This window comes from Desulfosporosinus sp. BICA1-9, from assembly GCF_000802135.1.
Genome location: NZ_JUEE01000153.1, coordinates 22,791 through 44,831 on the forward strand (window position 1 = coordinate 22,791; position 22,041 = coordinate 44,831).

At 44.7% G+C, this 22,041-nt stretch carries 23 protein-coding genes; all 23 read left to right on the forward strand.

The window, feature by feature from the left end:
• The 23 genes from JL57_RS18980 (at window position 1) to hutH (ending at window position 21,899) form a co-directional block, all read left to right on the forward strand.
• Entirely contained in the window at window positions 1-498 is a 498-nt protein-coding gene (locus JL57_RS18980) for a glycerol dehydratase reactivase beta/small subunit family protein (protein WP_034143546.1), read from the forward strand.
• Window positions 470-1,126 (forward strand): BMC domain-containing protein, encoded by a 657-nt coding sequence (locus JL57_RS18985; RefSeq protein WP_034143547.1) that lies wholly within the window; start codon window positions 470-472, stop codon window positions 1,124-1,126. Before JL57_RS18980 ends, JL57_RS18985 begins: the two co-directional genes overlap by 29 nt.
• Before the next feature lie 2 nt (window positions 1,127-1,128).
• Window positions 1,129-1,413 carry an ethanolamine utilization microcompartment protein EutM gene (gene eutM, locus JL57_RS18990; protein WP_034143548.1) on the forward strand — a complete coding sequence of 95 codons (285 nt, stop codon included), beginning with the start codon at window positions 1,129-1,131 and terminating at the stop codon, window positions 1,411-1,413.
• A gap of 52 nt (window positions 1,414-1,465) precedes the next feature.
• On the forward strand, window positions 1,466-2,113 hold the full coding sequence (locus JL57_RS18995) for a phosphate propanoyltransferase (protein WP_291300272.1): 648 nt from the start codon (window positions 1,466-1,468) through the stop codon (window positions 2,111-2,113).
• A gap of 1 nt (window position 2,114) precedes the next feature.
• Window positions 2,115-3,026, forward strand: a complete 912-nt coding sequence (locus tag JL57_RS19000) for a flavoprotein (protein ID WP_291300273.1) — start codon at window positions 2,115-2,117, stop codon at window positions 3,024-3,026.
• A gap of 29 nt (window positions 3,027-3,055) precedes the next feature.
• Window positions 3,056-4,030 carry a cob(I)yrinic acid a,c-diamide adenosyltransferase gene (locus JL57_RS19005; protein ID WP_291300274.1) on the forward strand — a complete coding sequence of 325 codons (975 nt, stop codon included), beginning with the start codon at window positions 3,056-3,058 and terminating at the stop codon, window positions 4,028-4,030.
• Window positions 4,031-4,064: 34 nt separating this feature from the next.
• Entirely contained in the window at window positions 4,065-5,615 is a 1,551-nt protein-coding gene (locus JL57_RS19010; RefSeq protein WP_034143550.1) for an aldehyde dehydrogenase family protein, read from the forward strand.
• A 35-nt stretch (window positions 5,616-5,650) separates the two neighbouring features.
• Complete coding sequence (locus JL57_RS19015; RefSeq protein ID WP_034143551.1) at window positions 5,651-6,985, forward strand: 4Fe-4S dicluster domain-containing protein; 1,335 nt, start codon at window positions 5,651-5,653, stop codon at window positions 6,983-6,985.
• 23 nt (window positions 6,986-7,008) lie between these two features.
• Window positions 7,009-7,560 carry a BMC domain-containing protein gene (locus JL57_RS19020; protein WP_034143552.1) on the forward strand — a complete coding sequence of 184 codons (552 nt, stop codon included), beginning with the start codon at window positions 7,009-7,011 and terminating at the stop codon, window positions 7,558-7,560.
• Window positions 7,561-7,913: 353 nt separating this feature from the next.
• Window positions 7,914-9,050: an ADP-forming succinate--CoA ligase subunit beta gene (sucC, locus tag JL57_RS19025; protein ID WP_034143553.1), complete on the forward strand. Its 1,137-nt coding sequence runs from the start codon at window positions 7,914-7,916 to the stop codon at window positions 9,048-9,050.
• On the forward strand, window positions 9,031-9,921 hold the full coding sequence (sucD, locus tag JL57_RS19030; protein ID WP_034143554.1) for a succinate--CoA ligase subunit alpha: 891 nt from the start codon (window positions 9,031-9,033) through the stop codon (window positions 9,919-9,921). The genes sucC and sucD overlap by 20 nt, the downstream gene beginning before the upstream one ends.
• 16 nt (window positions 9,922-9,937) lie before the next feature.
• Window positions 9,938-11,611 carry a methylmalonyl-CoA mutase gene (locus JL57_RS19035; protein ID WP_034143582.1) on the forward strand — a complete coding sequence of 558 codons (1,674 nt, stop codon included), beginning with the start codon at window positions 9,938-9,940 and terminating at the stop codon, window positions 11,609-11,611.
• A 15-nt stretch (window positions 11,612-11,626) separates the two neighbouring features.
• Entirely contained in the window at window positions 11,627-12,019 is a 393-nt protein-coding gene (locus JL57_RS19040; RefSeq protein WP_034143555.1) for a cobalamin B12-binding domain-containing protein, read from the forward strand.
• A 53-nt stretch (window positions 12,020-12,072) separates the two neighbouring features.
• Complete coding sequence (mce, locus tag JL57_RS19045) at window positions 12,073-12,480, forward strand: methylmalonyl-CoA epimerase (RefSeq protein WP_034143556.1); 408 nt, start codon at window positions 12,073-12,075, stop codon at window positions 12,478-12,480.
• 19 nt (window positions 12,481-12,499) lie between these two features.
• Entirely contained in the window at window positions 12,500-14,047 is a 1,548-nt protein-coding gene (locus tag JL57_RS19050; protein ID WP_034143557.1) for an acyl-CoA carboxylase subunit beta, read from the forward strand.
• Between the two features lie 159 nt (window positions 14,048-14,206).
• Window positions 14,207-14,527, forward strand: a complete 321-nt coding sequence (locus JL57_RS19055; protein WP_034143558.1) for an OadG family protein — start codon at window positions 14,207-14,209, stop codon at window positions 14,525-14,527.
• Between the two features lie 29 nt (window positions 14,528-14,556).
• On the forward strand, window positions 14,557-14,934 hold the full coding sequence (locus JL57_RS19060; protein ID WP_034143559.1) for a biotin/lipoyl-containing protein: 378 nt from the start codon (window positions 14,557-14,559) through the stop codon (window positions 14,932-14,934).
• Window positions 14,935-14,949: 15 nt separating this feature from the next.
• Entirely contained in the window at window positions 14,950-16,101 is a 1,152-nt protein-coding gene (locus JL57_RS19065) for a sodium ion-translocating decarboxylase subunit beta (protein ID WP_034143560.1), read from the forward strand.
• Between the two features lie 188 nt (window positions 16,102-16,289).
• On the forward strand, window positions 16,290-16,751 hold the full coding sequence (locus JL57_RS19070; protein ID WP_291300278.1) for a spore coat protein: 462 nt from the start codon (window positions 16,290-16,292) through the stop codon (window positions 16,749-16,751).
• Window positions 16,752-16,905: 154 nt separating this feature from the next.
• Window positions 16,906-17,322: a helix-turn-helix transcriptional regulator gene (locus JL57_RS19075; protein ID WP_291300275.1), complete on the forward strand. Its 417-nt coding sequence runs from the start codon at window positions 16,906-16,908 to the stop codon at window positions 17,320-17,322.
• Window positions 17,323-17,393: 71 nt separating this feature from the next.
• Complete coding sequence (locus JL57_RS19080) at window positions 17,394-19,619, forward strand: heavy metal translocating P-type ATPase (RefSeq protein ID WP_291300279.1); 2,226 nt, start codon at window positions 17,394-17,396, stop codon at window positions 19,617-19,619.
• A 130-nt stretch (window positions 19,620-19,749) separates the two neighbouring features.
• Window positions 19,750-20,190 carry a HutP family protein gene (locus JL57_RS19085; RefSeq protein ID WP_034143562.1) on the forward strand — a complete coding sequence of 147 codons (441 nt, stop codon included), beginning with the start codon at window positions 19,750-19,752 and terminating at the stop codon, window positions 20,188-20,190.
• 158 nt (window positions 20,191-20,348) lie between these two features.
• On the forward strand, window positions 20,349-21,899 hold the full coding sequence (gene hutH / locus JL57_RS19090; RefSeq protein ID WP_034143563.1) for a histidine ammonia-lyase: 1,551 nt from the start codon (window positions 20,349-20,351) through the stop codon (window positions 21,897-21,899).
• Window positions 21,900-22,041 lie beyond the last annotated feature (142 nt).

Genomic DNA, 22,041 nt, shown 5'->3' on the forward strand with positions numbered 1-22,041 from the left:
ATGCTACCCAACGGAGCATCAGTTAAACCTTGTGTGCTGATTCATGTTTTCCCCCACACGTGCTGGGAAGATAAAATCAGAGAAGTGCAAGCAGGCCTGGAAGAAGAGGGAATACCTAGCTTAGTAGTACAGGTTAAGGAATCCGATGCAGTTGCTCTGGCTTTTCAAGGGGCTTGCGCTTCAAAACTTGGGGTGGGATTAGGTATCGGGGCAGATGGTTTATGTATTCATTATTTCAAGTTGCCTGATCAGCACCCTCTATTCGCCCTAAATGTTCCGGGAACACCTATACAATGGCGTCATTTCGGCTGTAATGCAGCTCGTCTAGTCAAAGGCATTCCCTTTAAAGAACAGCCCTTGGAAGATCTCGCTCCCCAGTTTGTGGATTCAAGTCTACTGTATAACTTAGTTTATGGTATCGTTCAGAAAGTTCTTCGAGAAACTGACCAAGGCCATGGGGAGGTGAAACATGGTCAGAAATGCGATTGGGTTAATTGAAACAGTTGGATTGGTCGCGGCCCTTGAAGCGGCTGATGCGGCACTCAAAGCAGCCAATATTGAGTTAATCGGGTATGAACTGACTAAAGGCAAGGGAATGGTGCTTGTCAAATTTAGTGGCGACGTTGGAGCTATTAAAGTGGCAGTTGAGGCAGGTAGGATAGCTGCTGGAAAGGTTAATAAGGTAGTGGCTACTCATGTTATACCACGGCCTCATCAACAGTTGTCTTCTGTTTTGACCACAAAGGAAACCTCAAATAGGAAAGTTCAGGTAGCTTCGGAAATGGTCATTGATATTCAGGAGTCTACAGATAATGAGGGTAAAATCCTTGAAGTTGGGGACTCTACCTCCTTCGCACCAAGTATTCCTATTGAGAAAGGCGCTCGGCGATACTCTCCACTGGAGACTATCGTCACCGAAGCAGAGTACGGGGACCCACTCCCACTTAAAGAAGTAGGAGTCTTACAATTGGATAAAGAGCCCATTGGAGTTGTTTCTAGTGTCGAGCAGGGCAAAAATCCAGCTGTACTTTGCAATTTTTGTAGAGATCCAGCCTGTCACCGCAAAAAGGGTGATCCCAAGGTAACATGTATTCACTTTGGAAAAAATAATGAGGAGGCTGAATAGATATGCGCGGAGAAGCACTGGGAATGGTAGAAACAAAAGGTTTAGTTGCAGCAATTGAAGCTGCTGATGCTATGGTTAAGGCAGCGAATGTCATATTAATTGGCTATGAAAAAATTGGTTCTGGTTTGGTGACTGTTTTGGTAAGAGGAGACGTTGGGGCAGTGAAGGCAGCAACAGACACTGGCGCGGCGGCTGCCCAAAAAGTCGGTGAGTTAGTTTCTGTTCATGTTATTCCTCGTCCACATACAGATATTGAAAAGATCCTTCCCAAGGTTGAGGGTATGTAAAAATATTTCTTTATAAGTTTCGGCAGAATGAGGTGAGATGATGGAGAGGTTTATGATTGATCAAATTGTGACACAAGTGTTAAGCATTTTTTCAAATTCTGTAGTGGCCGATGGGGCGGTAAAGGGCATTCCTGTAGGTATATCCAATCGCCATATCCACCTCTCTGCCTACCATGTTGAAATATTGTTTGGTCGAGGTCATACTCTGACACCGAAAAAAGATCTGATGCAGGTTGGCGAATTTGCCTCTGAAGAAACAGTTACTCTTGTAGGACCAAAGGGCGTGCTTCAAGGCGTTAGGGTTCTCGGACCGTTACGGAAAATTACACAGGTAGAAATATCTTGTACTGACGGATTTAATTTAGGCATTTTGCCACCTTTGCGTGATTCGGGTCAGATTGTTGAGTCGGCTGGTCTAGTTGTAGTTGGTCCCTCTGGCGCAATTACCCTAAAAGATGGGGTGATTTGTGCAGCCAGACATATTCATATGAATCATGATGACGCCCAGCGGTTTGGTGTTTCCGATGGAGATCGTGTTGTAGCTGAGGTTGACGGTCCGCGGGGATGTATCTTTAAGAACGTTTTGGTACGCGTACATCCCAGTTTTCGATTGGAATTTCATATTGATACTGATGAGGCTAACGCCGTTGGACTGAAAAATGGCGATCAAGTAAGGTTGCCACAGTGCGTGGAGGTGTAGCATGGATAGTGAACTCGTTCAACTAAAGTTGAACATCGAGTCTTCGGTGGGGGACTCTACCCCCACCGAAGCGGAGCCGGGGGTACCACTCCCACTTGTAGAAGTGGGAGTCTCACGATTGGATGAAAAATTGGTGCAATTAGTTACGGCTGAGGTATTGCGCCAATTAGGACAGGTGCCTTTGGCTACTCACGACAAAGCTATCCAGCGTCCCCAACAGGCTTTGGCTATTTTTACCGGGGGAACGATTGGACTTGAGCAAAGTTTAGTAGAACTTCAGAAAATACAGGCCCTAAATATTGAGCTAACGGTCGTTCTTTCAGCGGCTGCTGAAGAAATTGTGGGGATTAAGCGAATTAGAGATTGTTTGGGTAGTGACACAAGTGTGGTAACTACCCAGTCTTCCTATCCAGGTAAGTTATTGCGGGAGGCCGATATCGTCCTCGTCCCTGTGCTTACCCAAAATACGGCTGCCAAGTTGGCTTATACATTGTCTGATACCCTAGCTTCAACTCTCATAATGCAAGCCTTAATGCTGGGCAAGCCCGTATTAGCGGCTATAAATGCAGCAGATCCTCTGGATAGCTGGCGGGTAAAGGGGAATATGGGGAAATGCCCTCCAGGACTCTTGCAAGCTTTGCGAGAAAATTTGCGAAAAGTAGAAGGGTATGGAATTCGGCTCGTGCAAGTTGATGACTTAGCTGCGGGAAGCCAAAAAATATTGGATCGTAGGGTTAAAACGTCCATAAGTCTTCCACAGGCAAAAAAGAGTGTGATGGACGCTGCAGCTATAAAAGTTGCTGCAGGTAATGGCCTTAAGAGTATTACTGTTTCTCAAGGAACGATTATCACTCCTTTAGCCCGAGATGTAGCTCGAGATTATGGTATAGAGATTGTTCAGGATCATAGTTAAATAAATATTTACTCGAGGAGTAATATATCATGAAAGTTTATACGAAAACCGGAGATGAAGGACAAACAAGCTTGTTGAGCAAACAACGGGTTTTTAAGGATGATGCGCGGGTAGAAGCCTATGGCACAGTAGATGAGGCAAATTCAGCTATGGGCTTAGCAAAGTCCCTTATCAAACCATCATGGGCTATTGATATCATTCATCAAATTCAGGTAGAATTAATTTCCTTAAATGCAGATCTGGCGACAGATACCATGACTGCAGTTGACTATCGAATAACCCCGGAGCATGTTGAGGGGCTAGAATCACTGATTGATTCCTTAGAACAAAGACGTATTCCGCAAAGAGGTTTTGTAACGCCCGGGGCTACCTCAGCCAGCGCAGCTCTGGACCTGGCACGAACCATTGTGCGCCGTGCAGAGCGCTGTGTTGTTAGTCTTAAAAGAACAGGGGAAGTGACTGTACCTGTTTCACTATATTTAAATCGCCTTTCAGACTTGTTATTTGTTTTAGCCAGATGTGTAGAGCAAGAAGAAATAGTCGGCACTGTTACTAGTAAGGTACTATCTGTGTTAAAGGGCGAAAAAGCAAATAGTGTAAAGGAGGATCAATGTAGTATGTTAGCTAAAGCAAAAAAAATGATAGCAGCAGCGGAAGAAAAAGCCCTTGAAATTGGGGTACCTATGGTTATCGCTGTCGTTGATATGGGGGGGAATCTGGTTGCTCAACACCGCATGGATGGAGCACTACTGGCCAGCATTTCAATATCTCTTGATAAAGCATACACTGCAGTTGCGTTGAAAATGCCTACCGATCAAGCGGCTGCCTTAGTAACGCCAGGGCATCCCCTATTTGGTCTCAATACTGCGAATGGGGGGAGATTAATCGTTTTTGGCGGTGGATTTCCTATTATTGAGGCCGGAAATATGATCGGCGGATTGGGCGTAAGCGGTGGCAGCGTAGATGAGGATATGATGGTTGCTAAGGCCGGTATGGCTGCTTGATGAGCAGTAGCCACTACTGGAAGGAGGAGAATATATGAGTGTAGATCAAGCCCTGATTGTAAAAATAACATCAGAAGTTTTAGCCAAGATACAGAGTGAACTCGTTCAACCAAAGTTGAACATCGAGACTTCGGTGGGGGAGTCTACCCCCACCGAAGCAGAGTACGGGGTACCACTCCCACTTGTAGAAGTGGGAGTCTCACGACTGGATCAAAAAGTCCAACCTTGTCAGGATAGTGGCATTTTTACTACGGTTGATGAAGCTGTGGCAGCAGCTCGGATGGCCTATAAAGAGTTAAGAACTCTGTCACTTGAGAAACGGGAAGAACTAATAAAGGCAATGCGGAATGTGTCTTTTGAAAACGCCACTATGCTGGCTCAAATGGCAGTAAAAGAGGCAGGAATGGGTCGGGTAGAAGATAAAATCATAAAAAATGAGCTTGTTGCCTTCAAAACTCCTGGGACAGAAGACTTGTGCACGGAGGCTTGGAGTGGTGACTGTGGGCTGACTTTAGTTGAAATGGGGCCTTATGGCGTCATTGGCGCAATTACACCGACGACCAATCCTTCAGAAACGGTTATTTGCAATGGAATTGGCATGATTGCTGCTGGTAATGCCGTATTTTTTTGTCCCCATCCCACAGCAAAAAATACATCCAAGAAGACAATAGCCCTTTTAAATGAAGCGATTGTCAAGGCTGGTGGTCCCATGAATCTATTGACATCGGTAGCTGATCCATCTATTACTGCAGCGAATGCTATGATGAGACATCCGGGAATCAATATGCTGGTAGCAACAGGTGGTCCTGGGGTTGTTAAAATTGTATTATCTTCGGGTAAGAAAGCCATTGGTGCAGGTGCTGGGAATCCCCCAGTCATTGTTGATGAGACGGCTGATATTGAAAAAGCAGCTCGGGATATTATAGCAGGATGCTCTTTTGATAATAATTTACCTTGTATTGCAGAAAAAGAAGTCATTGCCATAGGGTGTATTGCTGATAAGCTGATCACTTATATGCAAAAATACGGAGCATATTTGATTTCAGGCTCAAGGATTGATCAGTTGTTGGAAGTTGTCATGACAGCAACAGAAGAGAAGATGGCAGAAGGGTGTACGGAAAAACCGAAAAAAATATATGGTATCAATAAAGAGTTTGTTGGTAAAGACGCAAAGTATATATTAAGTAAGATCGGCATTGATGTGCCTGATACTATACGGGTTGTTTTGTGCGAAACCCCAGCGGATCACCCCTTTGTTATCGAAGAATTAATGATGCCAATACTACCAGTTGTACAAGTGAAAGATATTGACGCAGCGATTGAACTGGCTGTGAAAGTAGAGCATGGTAATCGGCACACGGCTATGATGCATTCTAAAAACGTTGATAATCTGACTCGGTTTGCCAAGGCCATTGAAACAACAATCTTTGTAAAAAATGCTCCTTCTTATGCAGGAATCGGGGTTGGTGGGGAAGGCTTTATTACCTTCACAATTGCCGGACCTACAGGAGAAGGTTTGACTTCAGCACGTAGTTTTACCCGGCAAAGGCGATGTGTTCTGGTTGATGCGTTTTCCATCATTTAGATTGAGATATCGAATAGGTAGGGAGTCGATAGAAAATGCGTGACGAGATTGTTGCAGCAGTTAAGGCGGCCGGCGTGGTGGGAGCTGGAGGAGCTGGCTTTCCCACGCATGTCAAGATAAATGCCAGTGTTGACATAGTGATTGCCAATGGTGCAGAATGTGAGCCATTACTGAGGGCGGATCAGCATATTATGGCTGAGCAAAGTACGAAACTAATCTTAGGATTGAAGACTGTCATGTTGGCCACTGGAGCGCGTCAAGGATATGTTGGACTGAAGCGTAAATATGAGGAAGCAGTCAGCAATCTTCAAAGAGAAATAATAGAAATGAGCGAAAATACAATCCAGTTATTCTTCCTCCCGGACATTTATCCGGCGGGCGATGAACAGGTGCTTGTATATGAAGTGACAGGTAGAATCGTACCAGAAGGTGGTATTCCACTCCAGGTGGGCGTGGTCGTTGCCAATGTTGAAACATTAGTGAATGTCGCCCATGCTCTCGAAGGTAAGGCTGTGACTGACAAATACGTTACGATTGGCGGTGCCGTAAGAAAACCGGTAACCCTTAAAGTGCCTATTGGCATGAAGGTGCAGGAATTGATTGATTTGGCAGGTGGATCTACTGTGGAGCCTTATGTCGTAATTGACGGTGGGCCCATGATGGGAAAGGTGATTGATCCAAATTCGCCTGTTACCAAGACAACAGGCGGTATCATTGTATTGCCAGTAGATCATTCCTTAGTGACAACCAAAAATACACCTTGGCAGATGATTGTTAATAGGGCCAAAGCCGTTTGCTGTAATTGTTTGGCTTGTACAGAAGCTTGTCCCCGTCATTTGCTAGGGCATAGCCTAGAGCCACATCGTGTCATGCAGGCTATCGGCAAAGGGCAGATTGGTGAGTCTGAGATCTATTCACGAGCCTTTCTCTGTTCTGAATGTGGAGCTTGTGATACATATGGTTGTACGATGGGGTTATCCCCGCGCAGAGTCAATGCAGAAATCAAAAAGCAGTTGACTAAGCAAGGAATAAAAAATCCCCAGCACTCTAAACCACAGCAGGTACGAACAAATCGTGAATATCATCTGATTCCGACTAAACGACTGATTGCCCGTTTGGGGATTTCCACCTATGATGTCAATGCGCCGCTTAGTGCACAAGAGATGATTGTGAGGGAAGTAAAGTTACACCTTTCTCAACATCTGGGAGCACCTGCCATACCTATCGTTAAGGCAGGAGATAACGTTGCAAGAGGGGATCTGATTGCGGTTATTCCTGAAGGCGCAAGTTTAGGGGCAAATTTGCATGCCAGTATTTCGGGACAGATAGTAATGGTAGATAATAATTGTATCGGCATTAGAAGAGTTTAAAGCTACAGGAGGTGATGAAAACTATGAAGCGAGCTATAGGCTTACTGGAACTAAAAAACATGACCAAAGGGATTTTGGCGGCAGATGCCATGCTAAAGGCTGCCAATGTTGAAATGATTATCTCTCAGCCCATGTGCCCTGGCAAGTATGTCGTAATGGTAGCAGGGGATGTGGGAGCCGTGCAAAGTGCGGTAAAAAGTGGGCGAACAACTGCTGGAACAGACAATGTTGTGGATGAATTCATGCTCCCAAATTTACATGCTAGCGTTTTTCCTGCTTTAACAGGTTGTACCGCAGTACATGAGATAAAGTCCTTAGGAGTTATTGAAAGTTATTCAGTAGCTTCAGCCATTGTGGCTGCCGATACAGCTGTAAAAGCCTCAAATGTAGAATTAATTGAAGTTCGTCTGGCGAGAGGAATGGGCGGTAAAGCTATGGTGACTTTAACGGGTGATGTAGGAGCGGTAACTGCCGCTGTCCGGGCAGGCAGCGAGGCCATTAAGGCTAGTGGATTTTTAGTGGATCAACTAGTACTGCCAGCACCTCACAGTGCTTTGCATAAATCTTTATTTTAATGGAATAAAACGAGATGAAAAGGATAAGCAAGTTTGTACGAAACTGTGAGTAAATGGTATTAGAAAGAGCATTTTCTAATCCTTTCTTACAGTTTCTCTACTTCATATGAAGTACCCTCTGGAGATGTTCAAAATGCTGAGTCGTGAAGTTCTCCAAGCGTGATGGTTGAAACGCTTGAAACGCTTGAAACGTCTTTGTAACATTATGTTCCAACAAGATAAAAGGAGATCTACACAAAAAGAGAAGAATGTTGCTATTCCGCCTCTTTTTGTCGGACTCGAAATTGGCATAAATATTGCAGGTAAGGATGTAAGCTGATAATTCTGAATAATTAGAGAAAGGAGTTAGTGAGTTGAAACTTTACGAGTACATGGCTAAAGAAATCCTTCAAAACAATGGAATTCCTGTCCCGAGGGGGGCTGTTTTTACAGGAGTTGAAGGTGTAGAGGCTTTTATTGAAAAAACGGGACCGGTGGCGATTAAATCCCAAGTCCTCTCCGGAGGGCGCGGTAAGGCAGGGGGCATAAAGTTTGCCACAGAACCCCAAGACGCCATTTCTAAAGTACAGGCTTTGCTTGTTACGGAGATTAAAGGATGCCAAGTAGAGAGAGTCTTGATTGAAGAAAAGGTAAGTATTGAACGAGAAATCTACCTCGCCATTACCATTGATGGGGCAAAAAGAAAACCTGTTCTGCTGGCCTCCATCGCAGGGGGGATGGATATTGAGCAAGTACCGGAAGAACAGATGATTAAGCGTTTTATTGATATCACGATTGGTCTCCAGCCTTATGCTACGCGCGAAGTTACACGTCAAATGGGCTTGAAGGGCCGGGAAGCTCAACAAATTGGGGATATTATGCTTAAACTCTACCAGGTATTTCGTAAATACGATGCTGAATTAGTAGAAATTAATCCCTTAGTCGTTACCTCAACGCAAGTCCTGGCAGCGGATGCCAAAATGACCTTAGACGATGATGCTGTCTTTCGTTACCTACCGGAGGTTCCCTGGGTGGAAGAAAAGACCGCGGTGGAAAAGAAAGCTGCGGATTTAGGAATATCCTATGTTGAACTGGATGGAGATATTGGAGTTATGGCCAACGGTGCCGGGATTACAATGGCCACGCTTGACTTGCTCCAGCATTTTGGGTCAAGTGCCCGTAATTTCATGGATGCCGGAGGCGGGTCCAGCTTGCAAGCTACGGCAGCAGCCTTGGAAATCTTGCTTTCCACGAAACCTAAGGCGCTCTTAATTAATATTTTCGGCGGAATAACCCGTTGTGATGAAGTAGCAAGCGCGTTTGTACAAGTGAAGAATACCCTTGATCTTAAAATACCGGTGGTTATCCGTTTAATAGGCACTAATGAAGATTTAGGGACTGCGATTTTAAAGGAACAAGGCATCGAATCATTCAAGAATATCGAAGAAGCTGTAACAAAAGTAATCTCTTTACAGAATGGAGGAGGGGCTAATGTCCATAATTATCAATGAAACGACCAGAATCATCGTCCAAGGGATTACCGGAACCCAGGGTCAATTTCATACCGGGCAGATGTTAGCCTATGGAAGCAAGATAGTAGGAGGGGTATCCCCCGGCAAGGGCGGGCAGGAGGTTCACGGAGTCCCAGTATTTGATACGGTTGAAGAAGCGCTGCTTGTGCAACAAGCGGATGCCTCCGTTATTTTTGTCCCGGCCAAGCTTGTCAAAGATTGTGCTCTGGAATCCCTGGACGCTGGGATAAAAACCTTAGTTATTATAACCGAACACGTACCCTTGCATGACACCCTGGAAATTATGGCGTTCTCAGAGAAGAAACAGGCAGAAATTATAGGACCTAACACATATGGACTGATTTCACCAGGTCAATCCAAGATAGGAATTATGCCTAATAACATTTTTACCCCCGGTGAGGTTGGTGTCGTGGCCCGCAGCGGGACTCTAAGTTACGAAATTGTCTACCAATTGACCAGCGCAGGAATCGGCCAATCGTCCGTAGTTGGCCTTGGCGGGGATCGAGTGGTTGGCATGTCCTTCATTCAAGTCTTAGAAAAGTTCGAGGCAGATCCTAAAACTCAAGCCGTAGTTTTGGTCGGTGAAATCGGAGGAAATGCTGAAGAAGAAGCGGCCCATTACATTAAGGGCATGAGAAAGCCCGTAGTTGCCTTTTTAGCCGGCAAAAGCGCCCCTCCAGGCAAACGAATGGGACATGCCGGAGCAATTATTGAACGGGGTAAGGGAACCTTTGAGAGCAAAGTTAAAGCGCTAACAGCTGCAGGTGTCAGTGTGGCGAACTTGCCATGGGAGGTTGGACCCCTTGTCAAGCAAGTTTTAGCACAGGGGAGTGAAGAAATCTATGGATAAGAGTAAGGATATGGATATGGGTAAAGGTAAGGAATTAGAAAAAATTGCCCAAGAAAAGGCTCGTTGGGAGAGCAAGCATTTTAGTGGAAAAGCTTCTAAATCGCCAGAAAGCCGGGGGGGAAGCGTAGAGTCCGAGGTCGAGTTTCAGCGGCTTTATTCGCCGGATAACCTTAATCTCGACTATTTAACAGATTTGAGCTTTCCTGGGGAATTTCCGTTTACTCGTGGTGTTCAACCAGACATGTACCGGGGCAGGTTCTGGACTATGCGTCAATATGCCGGCTTTGGAACTGCGCAAGAAACGAACACTCGATTTATTTATCTGCTTAAACAAGGCCAGACTGGCCTCAGTGTGGCCTTCGATTTGGTGACCCAAATTGGTTATAACTCTGACGACCCTCTTGCCCAAGGAGAAGTGGGTAAGGTTGGTGTCGCAATCGATTCCTTGGCCGACATGGAAACCCTATTCAAGGACATACCATTAGATCAAGTAAGCACATCCATGACGATTAATGCCCCTGCTGCCATATTGCTGGCTATGTATATTGTGGTTGCCGAAAAACAGGGAGTAGACCCCTCAAAGTTATCCGGAACCATACAAAATGACATTTTAAAAGAATATATGGCTAGGGGAACCTATATTTTTCCCCCGGTACCCTCTATGCGTCTGATAACCGATACGTTTAAATATTGTGCGGAGCATCTTCCTAATTGGAACACGATTAGTATCAGCGGCTATCACATACGCGAAGCTGGTTCCAATGCAGTTCAAGAGGTGGCTTTTACCCTGGCGGACGGAATCGCCTATGTCCAAGCCGCCCTAGACGTGGGGTTGGAAATTGATCGTTTTGCTCCCCGTCTCTCCTTTTTCTTCAATGCCCACTCCAATTTCTTAGAGGAAATTGCCAAGTTTAGAGCTGCCCGCAGAGTGTGGGCCAAGATTATGAAAAACAGGTTCCAGGCTAAGAACCCTAAATCACTGATGATGCGTTTTCATACCCAGACAGCTGGTTGCACGTTAACGGCCCAACAACCCGAGGTGAATATAATGCGAGTGGCCTTTCAGGCCCTGAGTGCCGTGCTCGGTGGAACCCAATCCTTGCATACCAACGCCTGGGATGAGGCGTTAGCTCTGCCAAGCCAGGAATCAGCCCTGCTCGCTTTACGAACCCAACAGGCCATTGCCTACGAGACTGGGGTTACGGATACGGTGGATCCCTTGGGCGGTTCTTATTGCGTAGAAACGTTAACAGATGACCTAGAACAGGCTGTTTGGGCCTACCTAGATAAGATTGATGAATTAGGAGGCGCCGTACGGGCCATTGAACTAGGTTTTCAACAAAAGGAAATTCAGAGAAGTGCCTATCGTTATCAAATGGAGATAGAACATCAAGAAAGAATTATTGTCGGGATTAACAAGTTTGAGAGAAAGCAAGATCCACCACAAGGATTACTCAAGATAAATCCGAAAGTCGAACAAGAACAAAAGCAAAGATTAGCCGCAGTCTATCGGAAAAGAAATCAAGCAGACGTGGAAAACGGTCTTATTAGGCTGGAAAAAGCCGCAGAAAGCACGGAAAATTTAATGCCCTATCTTCTGGATTGTGTCCGGAATTACACAACGTTGGGTGAGATCTGCGACGTATTAAGAAAAGTATTTGGAGAATACAGGCAAGAGAACACCTTTTAAGCAGGAGGAGTCGTCATGGAAAAAGGACAACGTATTCGGGTATTGATCGGCAAGGTTGGTTTGGATGGCCACGATCGCGGGGCAAAAGTTATTGCTCAGGCTTTGCGGGATGCTGGTATGGAAGTTATTTATACAGGTCTACGACAAACCCCAGATCAAATTGTCGAGGCAGCAATTCAAGAGGATGTTCAAATCATTGGGATAAGCATCTTATCCGGTGCCCACAATTATCTGCTGCCGAGAATCATTGAGCTTTTAGCCCGGGAGGGAGCGCAAGATATTCAGGTGATTGCCGGAGGGGTTATTCCGGAAGATGACAAAATTCTTTTAAAAGAAGCGGGAGTAGCAGAAATATTCGGAACGGGAACCTCCACGGTGGATATAGTGAAGTTTATCCAAGGTGTTTAGCTAAGTTACGGTTTAATTTGTTAATAAGCTTTTGAGAGGAGGATAAACGTAATATGCAGCAACCATTAAAACTGGATCATCTGGGGATCGCCGTCGCTAATTTAGCTGAGGCCATAAAGGTATATGAAGCTTTAGGACTAAGTTGTAGCCATATAGAAACGGTACAAGAGCAAAAGGTTAAGACGGCTACCTTACCTTTAGGCGAAACCAATCTGGAACTATTAGAGCCTACGGAAGCTAACAGCCCAATCGGCAACTTTCTCGCATCCAAAGGGGCCGGACTTCATCACGTAGCTATTCAAGTCGATAATATTGAGGAAAAAATACAAGAATTAAAAAGTTCAGATTTTCGATTAATTGATGAGACCCCAAGAATTGGTCTGGGGGGAAGTAAAGTCGCTTTTTTACATCCTAAGAGTACTTTCAGTACACTAATAGAACTCGTTCAGCGCCGGAGCTAAGCTATAGGAGGTGGGAACTTTGGATATCTACGATAAACTTAGGGAATTAACGGCCCTACAAGAGGCAACAAAACTAGGCGGTGGCGTTGATCGTATCACAAGGCAACATGAAAACGGCAAAATGACTGCGCGGGAGCGCATTGAATTACTCCTTGATGAGGATAGTTTTGTTGAGACAGATACCTTTATTCGAGGAGAAATGGCGGATTTTACGAAAGCTGACGTGATAAATCTAGGTGAAGGGGTCGTTACGGGCTATGGCACAATTCATGGTCGCTTGGTTTATCTGTTTTCCCAAGACTTTACTGTTTTCGGTGGGGCATTAGGGGAACTTCATTCACGAAAAATTTGCAAAATCATGGATCTCGCTTTAAAAAACGGAGCGCCTGTTATCGGCCTAAATGACTCGGGAGGCGCTCGTATCCAAGAAGGGGTTAGCGCCTTATCCGCTTACGGGGACATTTTTTATCGCAATACCTTAGCCTCTGGGGTTATCCCACAAATCTCAGTGATCATGGGGCCCTGTGCCGGTGGGGCTGTCTATTCTCCAGCTATAACCGATTTTATCTTTATGGTGGAAGAAACCAGCCAAATGTTTATTACCGGTCCCCAAGTAATTAGGACGGTAACGGGGGAGCAGGTAAGTACTGAGGAACTAGGAGGGGCTATGACCCATAATCAGACGAGCGGCGTAGCCCATTTCCTTGGTCATTCGGAAACAGAAACGTTGGAAATGGTCAGGCATTTATTAACCTTCTTACCTCAAAATAACCTCGATAAATCTCCTTTGTTTGAGGACCAGCCACCTGAAACAGATGAGGACGAACTGTTGAAGGTGGTACCGATAGAACCTAATAAACAATACGATGTTCGGAATGTCCTCAATCTTCTAGTCGACGGGGGTGATATTTTTGAAGTTCATCCATATTTTGCTCAAAATATCGTAACCTGTTTTGCTCGTTTTGAGGGAATGTCGGTAGGAATTATTGCTAATCAGCCTGCTTATTTAGCGGGTTGCCTTGACATTGATGCTTCGGATAAACTATCCCGTTTTGTACGTTTTTGTGATTCCTTTAATATTCCGCTGGTAACCTTCGTAGATGTTCCTGGTTTTATGCCAGGGGTTGAACAAGAACACCGTGGGATTATCCGTCATGGCGCTAAAATCCTTTACGCTTATTCAGAGGCCACGGTCCCTAAAATTACGATTATTCTACGTAAGGCTTACGGTGGGGCTTACGTTGCCATGTGTAGTCGTTCATTAGGTGCAGATGTAGCCGTAGCTTGGCCGACGGCAGAAATCGCGGTTATGGGACCGGATGGTGCCGCCAATATTATCTTCCGTGACGAAATTAAGAATTCCGAAGACCCAATGGCCGCCATGAAACAAAGGACCGCCGAATACCGAGAAAAGTTCGCAAACCCTTATATTGCCAGTGCTAAGGGTTTGATCGACAATGTTATTGACCCGCGTGATACCCGAAAAACGATCATTCAAAGTCTTGACATGCTGAAATCTAAGCGAGAATCCCATCCAAATATGAAGCATGGCAATATTCCTTTTTAGGAGAACACCCTACGACTTATAGCGCCATGGCATGAGATATTCGGTTAATGCACGCTACATGGCGCTTTTTTGAGCTGTCAAATAGCTAACAGAGAAGGGATTTCATACAGTAAGGATGGTCAACTCTGGTATGACTATGTTGAAATAGGAGGGTGAAGGATGACAATAGCCGACAAACTACTTCTAGGTGCGAATACAACCATGATTGGAATGGGGATTGTTTTCACGGTCCTTATTGCCTTATGGGTGGTTATAGTACTAGAAACTAAGCTAATAAGCTCTTTCTCAGAACGATTTAAGAAACCTGCAATTGCTGATTTGCCTGTTAACTTGAACAACATCGACGTGGATAGTGACAGCGAGTCTATTGGTTTGGGCATGGATGAAGATGAGTTACGAGCTATAATTTTGGCAGTCGTCAGCAATTACGCGGATATTCCGTTAAGCAGACTTCAAATTAAGTCAATCAAGGCGCTATAGAAAAACGACAATACTTGGGAGGGTGTAATATGAAATACAATGTAACAATCAATGGCAAGAGATTTGAAGTAGAGGTAGAAAGGATTACCGAATCGAAAGATCTGACTAAGAGGGCCAGTAAGAATGTCATGGAAGCGCCGTCAGTTAATCCTGAGAAATTCAGAAATACATCCTCTTCACAAGGAACCAGTGCAGGAGAAACGATCAAGGCACCCATGCCGGGAACTATCTTGAGCATAAAAGTAAATGAAGGACAGACGGTAAAAAAAGGGGAAGTATTATTTATCCTTGAAGCGATGAAGATGGAAAATGAGATTATGGCTCCTCGTGATGCCGTTGTTGCTAAACTTATGGTTTCTAACCATACACAAGTTAAGATGGGAGATAGTCTGATATTGCTCAAATGATAAGGGGGTGTTAATATGTCATTTTTGGCAAAACTTATAGAAGCGGTAACCGACATTTGGACAGCATCTGGGTACGTAGGAATAACCTTTGGGCATGTTGTGATGATCGGCATCTCTTTCCTATTGATTTACCTTGCAATAAAGAAAGGCTTTGAGCCTCTACTGCTTATACCCATCGCTTTTGGAATGTTTCTTGTAAATTTGCCCCTAACAGGACTTATGAACCCTCCGCAGGGTGAAGCGGCGGGAGGTCTTTTATATTATTTATTTCAAGGGATACATCTGGAAATTTTCCCACCGTTAATTTTTCTGGGTGTTGGAGCAATGACGGATTTTGGGCCGTTAATTGCAAGGCCTTCCAGCTTATTATTGGGAGCAGGCGCCCAATTTGGGGTATATTTTGCCTTTGTTATGGCCCTTCTCTTCGGGTTTACTCCCCAAGAAGCATCCGCTATTGGAATTATTGGGGGAGCTGACGGTCCTACCTCGATATTTTTAGCGTCCAAGCTGGCCCCTCATATGATAGGACCTATAGCAGTAGCGGCCTATTCATACATGGCCCTGGTCCCTCTTATTCAGCCACCTATCATGAAGCTAATGACGACTAAAGAGGAAAGAATGGTTAAGATGGACCAGTTGAGGGAGGTATCAAAGTTAGAGAAAATTGTATTTCCACTCATCGTAACTGCAATCATATCACTGCTTCTTCCTTCAATTGCTCCTTTGATTGGGATGTTGATGCTAGGCAACCTATTTAAGGAAAGTGGGGTTGTCGAGAGACTTTCAGATACCGCTCAGAATGCGCTGATTAATATTGTCACAATCTTTCTTGGTTTAACCGTGGGTGCCACTGCAAATGCAGAGGTTTTCTTAAAATCTCAAACACTCATACTAATTGGATTAGGTTTGGTAGCCTTTGCATTTAGTACAATTGGTGGTTTATTAATTGGAAAAATCATGTATCGAGTATCGGGAGGAAAAATAAATCCCCTGATTGGTGCAGCCGGTGTTTCAGCGGTACCTATGGCCGCAAGGGTCTGCCAAGTGGTTGGACAAAAGGAAAATCCTTCGAACTTCCTCCTCATGCATGCCATGGGGCCTAATGTTGCAGGAGTTATTGGGACTTCTGTTGCCGCAGGGGTTCTCTTGACTCTCTTTGGTCATTAGAAAACGGTCAACAAGATCCTTATCAATTAGCCGAGAGAGTCTGGTTTAAAATGAAGAAGGATGAAAGTTAAGTCGAATATTCACAATATTTCTATGCATAGAATTGGAGTTATTGCAAACAATATTAGCAAATAGGGAGGTGCTATATATTGCAGTTGCAATTATCACAAAAGGAAAAATTCCTGTTGATGGATCAGAGAACCCATGAGGAAACTTGCGTCGACAAATATAAGAAATATGCTAACCAGGCCCAAGATACTCAATTAAAACAACTCTTTAATACTCATTCAACTCATGAGCAAGAACACCTAAATACCATAAATCAAATCTTAAACGGTCAGGTACCCAGCGTAGGAGGACAACAAAACCAGGGTCAACAACAAGGCCAGAAGCAACAGCAGATGACTGGTGGAACTCAAACCCCAACGACCTCTTCGGTGCCAGGGAACTATAATCAAGAGGATGCTAAACTTTGTAAAGACATGTTAATGACTGAAAAGTATGTATCAGGAACCTATGATAGAGCCATTTTTGAATTTAGAGATACTAATATCCGCCAGGTTCTAAATCATATTCAAAAAGAAGAACAACAACACGGAGAAGAAATATTCCAATATATGCAAAATCAGGGGATGTATCAAGTACAATAGTTTCTTATAATATAAAGAACTGTTTCTCATTAGTAGAAACAGTTCTTCTTTAGTCCTTTAGTCGTCTATCAAATAAAAAAATATCTTGATATCTTGAAGATTTCAGATATAATAAACGTATGAACATATAATCATATGTGAGGAGAGACTTATTATGGGCCAATCAACGGAAATACCTCAAGATAATTGCTCGGAATTGAGGGCAGATTCAGCAGACAGTCCTGTATGTGAGATTTTGTGCATCCATAGTGACTTGATCGACTCAGTACGAAAAAAGCTGATTCCAAGCGAACAGGTCCATCCTTTGGCAGAGTTATTTAAAACTCTTGGTGATCCGACCCGAGTGCGAATTATGGATGCTTTAGCAAAAAATGAATTCTGCGTCTGTGACTTGGCGGAACTCTTAGGTTTGAGTCAATCTGCCACATCACATCAGTTGCGTGTTCTTCGAAACAACCGCCTTGTGAAGTACCGTCGAGAGGGCAAGATGGTTTATTACTCGTTGGATGATAACCATGTTTTGGCCCTTTATCGAGAAGGGCTTGAGCACATCTTAGAGGGGCGTGTCTAAGCGAGGCACGATGTTCAAACTAACAATAAAGAATAAAACCATGACAACTATGGAGGAATGACGGTATGGGTATGACAGCAACATCTACGAAAAACTTGGAATTCAATCATCATGAATCTATTCTTGAAGAACAAAAAGGGCATGACTCAAAAAGTCAAAAGCAAATTAAGTACCGCTTGGTTGGGTTGTGTTGTGCAAATTGTGCGCTTAAAATCGAGAAGGCCTTTAACGAGGAGAAATCCATCGGACAGACAACCCTTAACTTTGCCACTCAAACTGTCTATTTACCTCCTGCTTCTTTAGAGCTTGCTCAAGGCATTGTGGACAGAATTGAACCAGGCGTAAAACTTAAACCAATTATCAAAGGAAGTCAGGGCTTAAATCAAGAAGGTCAAGAAGAAGAAGGTCTTCAAGCGACTCGGTGGAAAAAGATCCGAATGCTAGTTGCCAGCGCTTTGCTGGCCATTGGACTGGTTTCTTCTATGCTAGGACTTAATTTACCTGAGGTCATGGAATACGTCATCTATTTAACAGCCTATTTTCTCGTCGGTTATGAAGTGTTATATATTGCTTTTAGAAATATGTTTAGAGGGGCGCTGTTTGACGAGAATTTCCTGATGTCTTTGGCCACGATTGGCGCGATTGCTATTAATCAATTGCCTGAAGCGGTTGGCGTTATGTTATTTTATACCGTTGGCGAATATATTCAAGGCTTGGCTGTTAATCGTTCGCGGCATTCGATTCAGGCCTTAATGAACATTCGGCCCGATTATGCCAATCTAATTCACCAGCTCGATGTCTTGAAGGTTGATCCGGAAGATGTTCAAGTCGGACAACAAATCTTAGTCCGACCGGGAGAAAGGATCCCACTCGACGGAGAAGTGGTGAAGGGGGCGTCGTTTGTAGAGACATCGGCTCTAACAGGAGAGTCTGTTCCACGCAAAGTTGAGGTTGGAGATGTTGTCTTATCCGGTATGGTTAATTCCAGTGGGATTCTTACGGTTCGAGTGACTCGGCCCTATGCAGAGTCGTCAATGCAAAAAATCTTAGAACTGGTAGAAAACGCAAGTTCCCGTAAAGCTCGAACGGAAAAATTCATCACAACCTTTTCTCGATATTACACTCCGGGAGTCGTCATAATTGCCACAGGAATTGCGATACTTCCGCCACTTTTTGGTGGGGGGACGTTTAGTGAGTGGCTATATCGAGCTCTCACGATTCTAGTCATTTCCTGCCCATGTGCCTTGGTAATTTCGGTCCCCTTGGGTTATTTTGGCGGGATTGGAGGAGCTTCTCGACACGGAATTCTGGTCAAAGGGGCGAATTTTCTAGAAGCATTGACCCAAGTAAGAACGGTCGTTTTTGATAAAACAGGAACACTCACCCAAGGGGTTTTCGAGGTAGTACAGATCCTTCCTGTGGATGGATTTAGTAAGGAACAGCTCCTGGAAATTGCTGCTACGGCGGAAATCCACTCCAGTCACCCCATTGCCAAATCTATTCGAGACAACCACAAATTACCTATTGAGGTCGGGATCCTTGATGATTACAAGGAAGTAAGTGGGCAAGGAGTCCAAGCAAAGATCAAAGGGCAAGAGGTATTGGTAGGTAAGGCTGCATTTTTATTAGCAATCGGAATTCCAGTTCCGGAAGTTCATAATTTAGGGCATGCTGGAACATTGGTTCATGTCGCAGTTTCTGGACAGTATGCTGGATATATTCTCATTGCAGACCGGCTAAAACCTGGTGCGAAAGAAACGATTCAAGCCTTAGGTGAAGCAGGGATCAAAACTGTGATGCTGACGGGGGATCTCCAGAACGTTGCTGCACGGGTTGCCGAGGATTTAGGGGTCTCTGAATTTCATGCAGACCTACTTCCAGAAGATAAGGTAACCTGGCTAGAACAACTCATGGTCCAAAAGGATCGCCAAGGGAAGGTCGTCTTCGTTGGTGACGGGATTAATGATGCGCCTGTCTTGACAAGGGCGGACGTCGGAGTTGCAATGGGTGGTTTAGGCTCCGATGCAGCCATCGAAGCCGCTGATGTGGTTCTCATGGATGACCAACCGAGCAAACTGATTGAAGGAATGGAAATTGCCCGATTTACTAAGAAGATCATTTGGCAAAATATTTTCTTCGCCTTAGGGATTAAATTGGGCTTTATCATCTTGGGGATTTTCGGTGTCGCTACAATGTGGGAAGCAGTGTTTGCGGATGTCGGTGTCGCCCTGCTAGCTGTGTTAAATGCCACCCGTGTGCGGCAGTTTACCAGTGCTGCTACAATCATTCACTCGTAATCTAAATATTTATGTTGATGACTGAGTGTTTCTCGTCTATGATAAGGGTAGGGTCAGTTGTAGTTGTTAGAGAGAAGTGTTTAGAAGCTGGCATAGGGAAATTACTTCACGTGTGAACCAGGGGGTCATCATGATACATTGTTCATCTCTAGGAAAAACGGCTTTGCTAATTGCCATGGCCGAAGGAAATGAAACTGAAGACTACGTGTTAGGTGCCAGAGAAAAAGGTTTTGAGGTTGTGGCGGGAAAAGTCGGTTCTATGGATGTCCAAAAGATCATTGCTGCAGTAGAAACGGCAGCTAAACGTGGAGGGCTTACAGATGATAGCTATCGCTCTCAGCACGCCTTATATCATGCGATTCTCGATGCTCTGCAAGGGTTAGGCCGAGGGCCGTTACAACTTGGAAATATTTTGCGTACGGTTGGACTCCGCTTTGCAGTTGTTAAAGGGCCGCGCACGTTGGAAGATGTCGATGATCTTTGGATCGCAGTTAGCATGTATGGTATGATCGGCGCACCGATTAAAGGACATGAACATGAGGTGTGCGGATTAGGGGTCAATCATTTATAATCGGTCAGCATGTCTTACATTAAGTGGAAGTATGGAATAGGTGAATTTGCAATAAAATAGAGTATGCTCAGAGATATTAGATGCTAGAGGGCTAAGCTGTAAACTTAAGTTTATGGCTTAATCCTCTTTTTCATTGCTCTAAACGAGGAGGAGTCAAGATGAGCGTAGTTTTAGCTGAAAAAATGAAGGTGATCCTGGATGGAGAAACACTCTCGTTAGAGCAAGTCGTTGCTGTGGCACGCTACGGTGCCAAGGTGGATTTACAACCTATAGCTAAGGAGAAAGTTCTTAAATCCAGATTGTTTGTGGATCAGTTGATTGAAGGAAATAAAACGGTTTATGGAATTACAACAGGCTTTGGAATGTTTAGCAACGTTTTGATTTCCAAAGAGGATGCTAAGAAACTGCAGCGTAACCTGATTATGAGCCATGCAACCGGTGTGGGCGAGCCGCTGGCTCCAGAAGTAGTGAGAGCCATCATGCTTCTTAGGGCAAATGCTTTAGCCAAAGGATTTTCCGGCATCCGGCTTACCACTCTTGAAACGTTACTCAAGGTGCTTAATGCGGAGATTATTCCAGTTGTACCGGAGAAAGGGTCCCTTGGAGCAAGTGGAGATTTGGCACCGTTGTCCCATATGGTCTTGGTTTTGCTCGGAGAAGGGGAAGCCTTTTATCGAGGAAGGCGAATGAGCGGCCAAGAGGCTTTAGCTCAGGCGGGGATAGAACCTGTGGTTCTGGAAGGAAAAGAGGGACTAGCCCTGATTAACGGAACTCAGGTTATGACGGCAATTGCTGCTTTGGCGGTGTGGGACGCCGAAATATTATGGGAGTCGGCAAATATTACCGCTGCTTTATCCTTTGAAGCCCTGGAAGGGATACTTGATGCCTTTGATCCGAAAATCCATGCTGTGCGTCCTCATCAGGGTCAAGTCAATGTGGCGGAACAAATCCGCTCACTGACCGAGGGGAGTACGTTCGTAGCGGGAGAACAACGTCCTAGAGTTCAGGATGCTTACGCACTTCGTTGTGTGGCCCAAGTGCATGGCCCGTCAGGGGATGCGGTGGCTTATGTAAAGAAAGCTGTTGAAACTGAGATGAATTCAGCGACGGATAATCCCTTAATCTTCCCAGACCAACAAGAGGTTCTCTCAGGCGGAAATTTCCACGGTCAACCCCTGGCTTTGGCCATGGATTTTCTAGGGATCGCAGTAGCGGAACTAGCTAATATTGCTGAGCGGCGATTGGAACGCTTAGTGAATCCAAACTTAAGTGGACTACCGGCGTTTTTAACGCCTGATGGGGGTCTGAATTCAGGGTTTATGATTGTGCAGTATTCTGCTGCCTCTCTCGTATCGGAGAACAAGATTTTGGCTCATCCAGCCAGTGTGGATTCGATTCCATCCTCTGCAAACCAAGAGGACCATGTGAGTATGGGAACGATAGCAGCCCGTAAAGCCCGCAGTATTATTGAAAACACGTCTCATGTATTGGGAATGGAACTGTTAGCCGCTTGTCAGGGAGTTGATTTAAGAAGTGGAAAAGAGGACCTTCGACTGGGCAAAGGGAGCGAAGGCGCTTACAAGCTTGTCCGTTCTAAGGTAGGGATGCTTAGAGAGGACCGAGTGATGTATCCAGATATTGCAATAGCGAAAGAATTAGTGTCTTCCGGGAAGCTCGTTAACCAGGTTCGGCTCAAACTAGTAAAGTGAAAAATGTGAATATTTATTAGGTTTAAATAGGGTTTGAAGGGATACAATAAGAAAACAGTAGAGTTAAACGGTTCATGTTTTAAAACATGAACCGTTTTTGTTTAGGTCGGATTACCCTATAAGGCGACCATCTGCGCCTGAA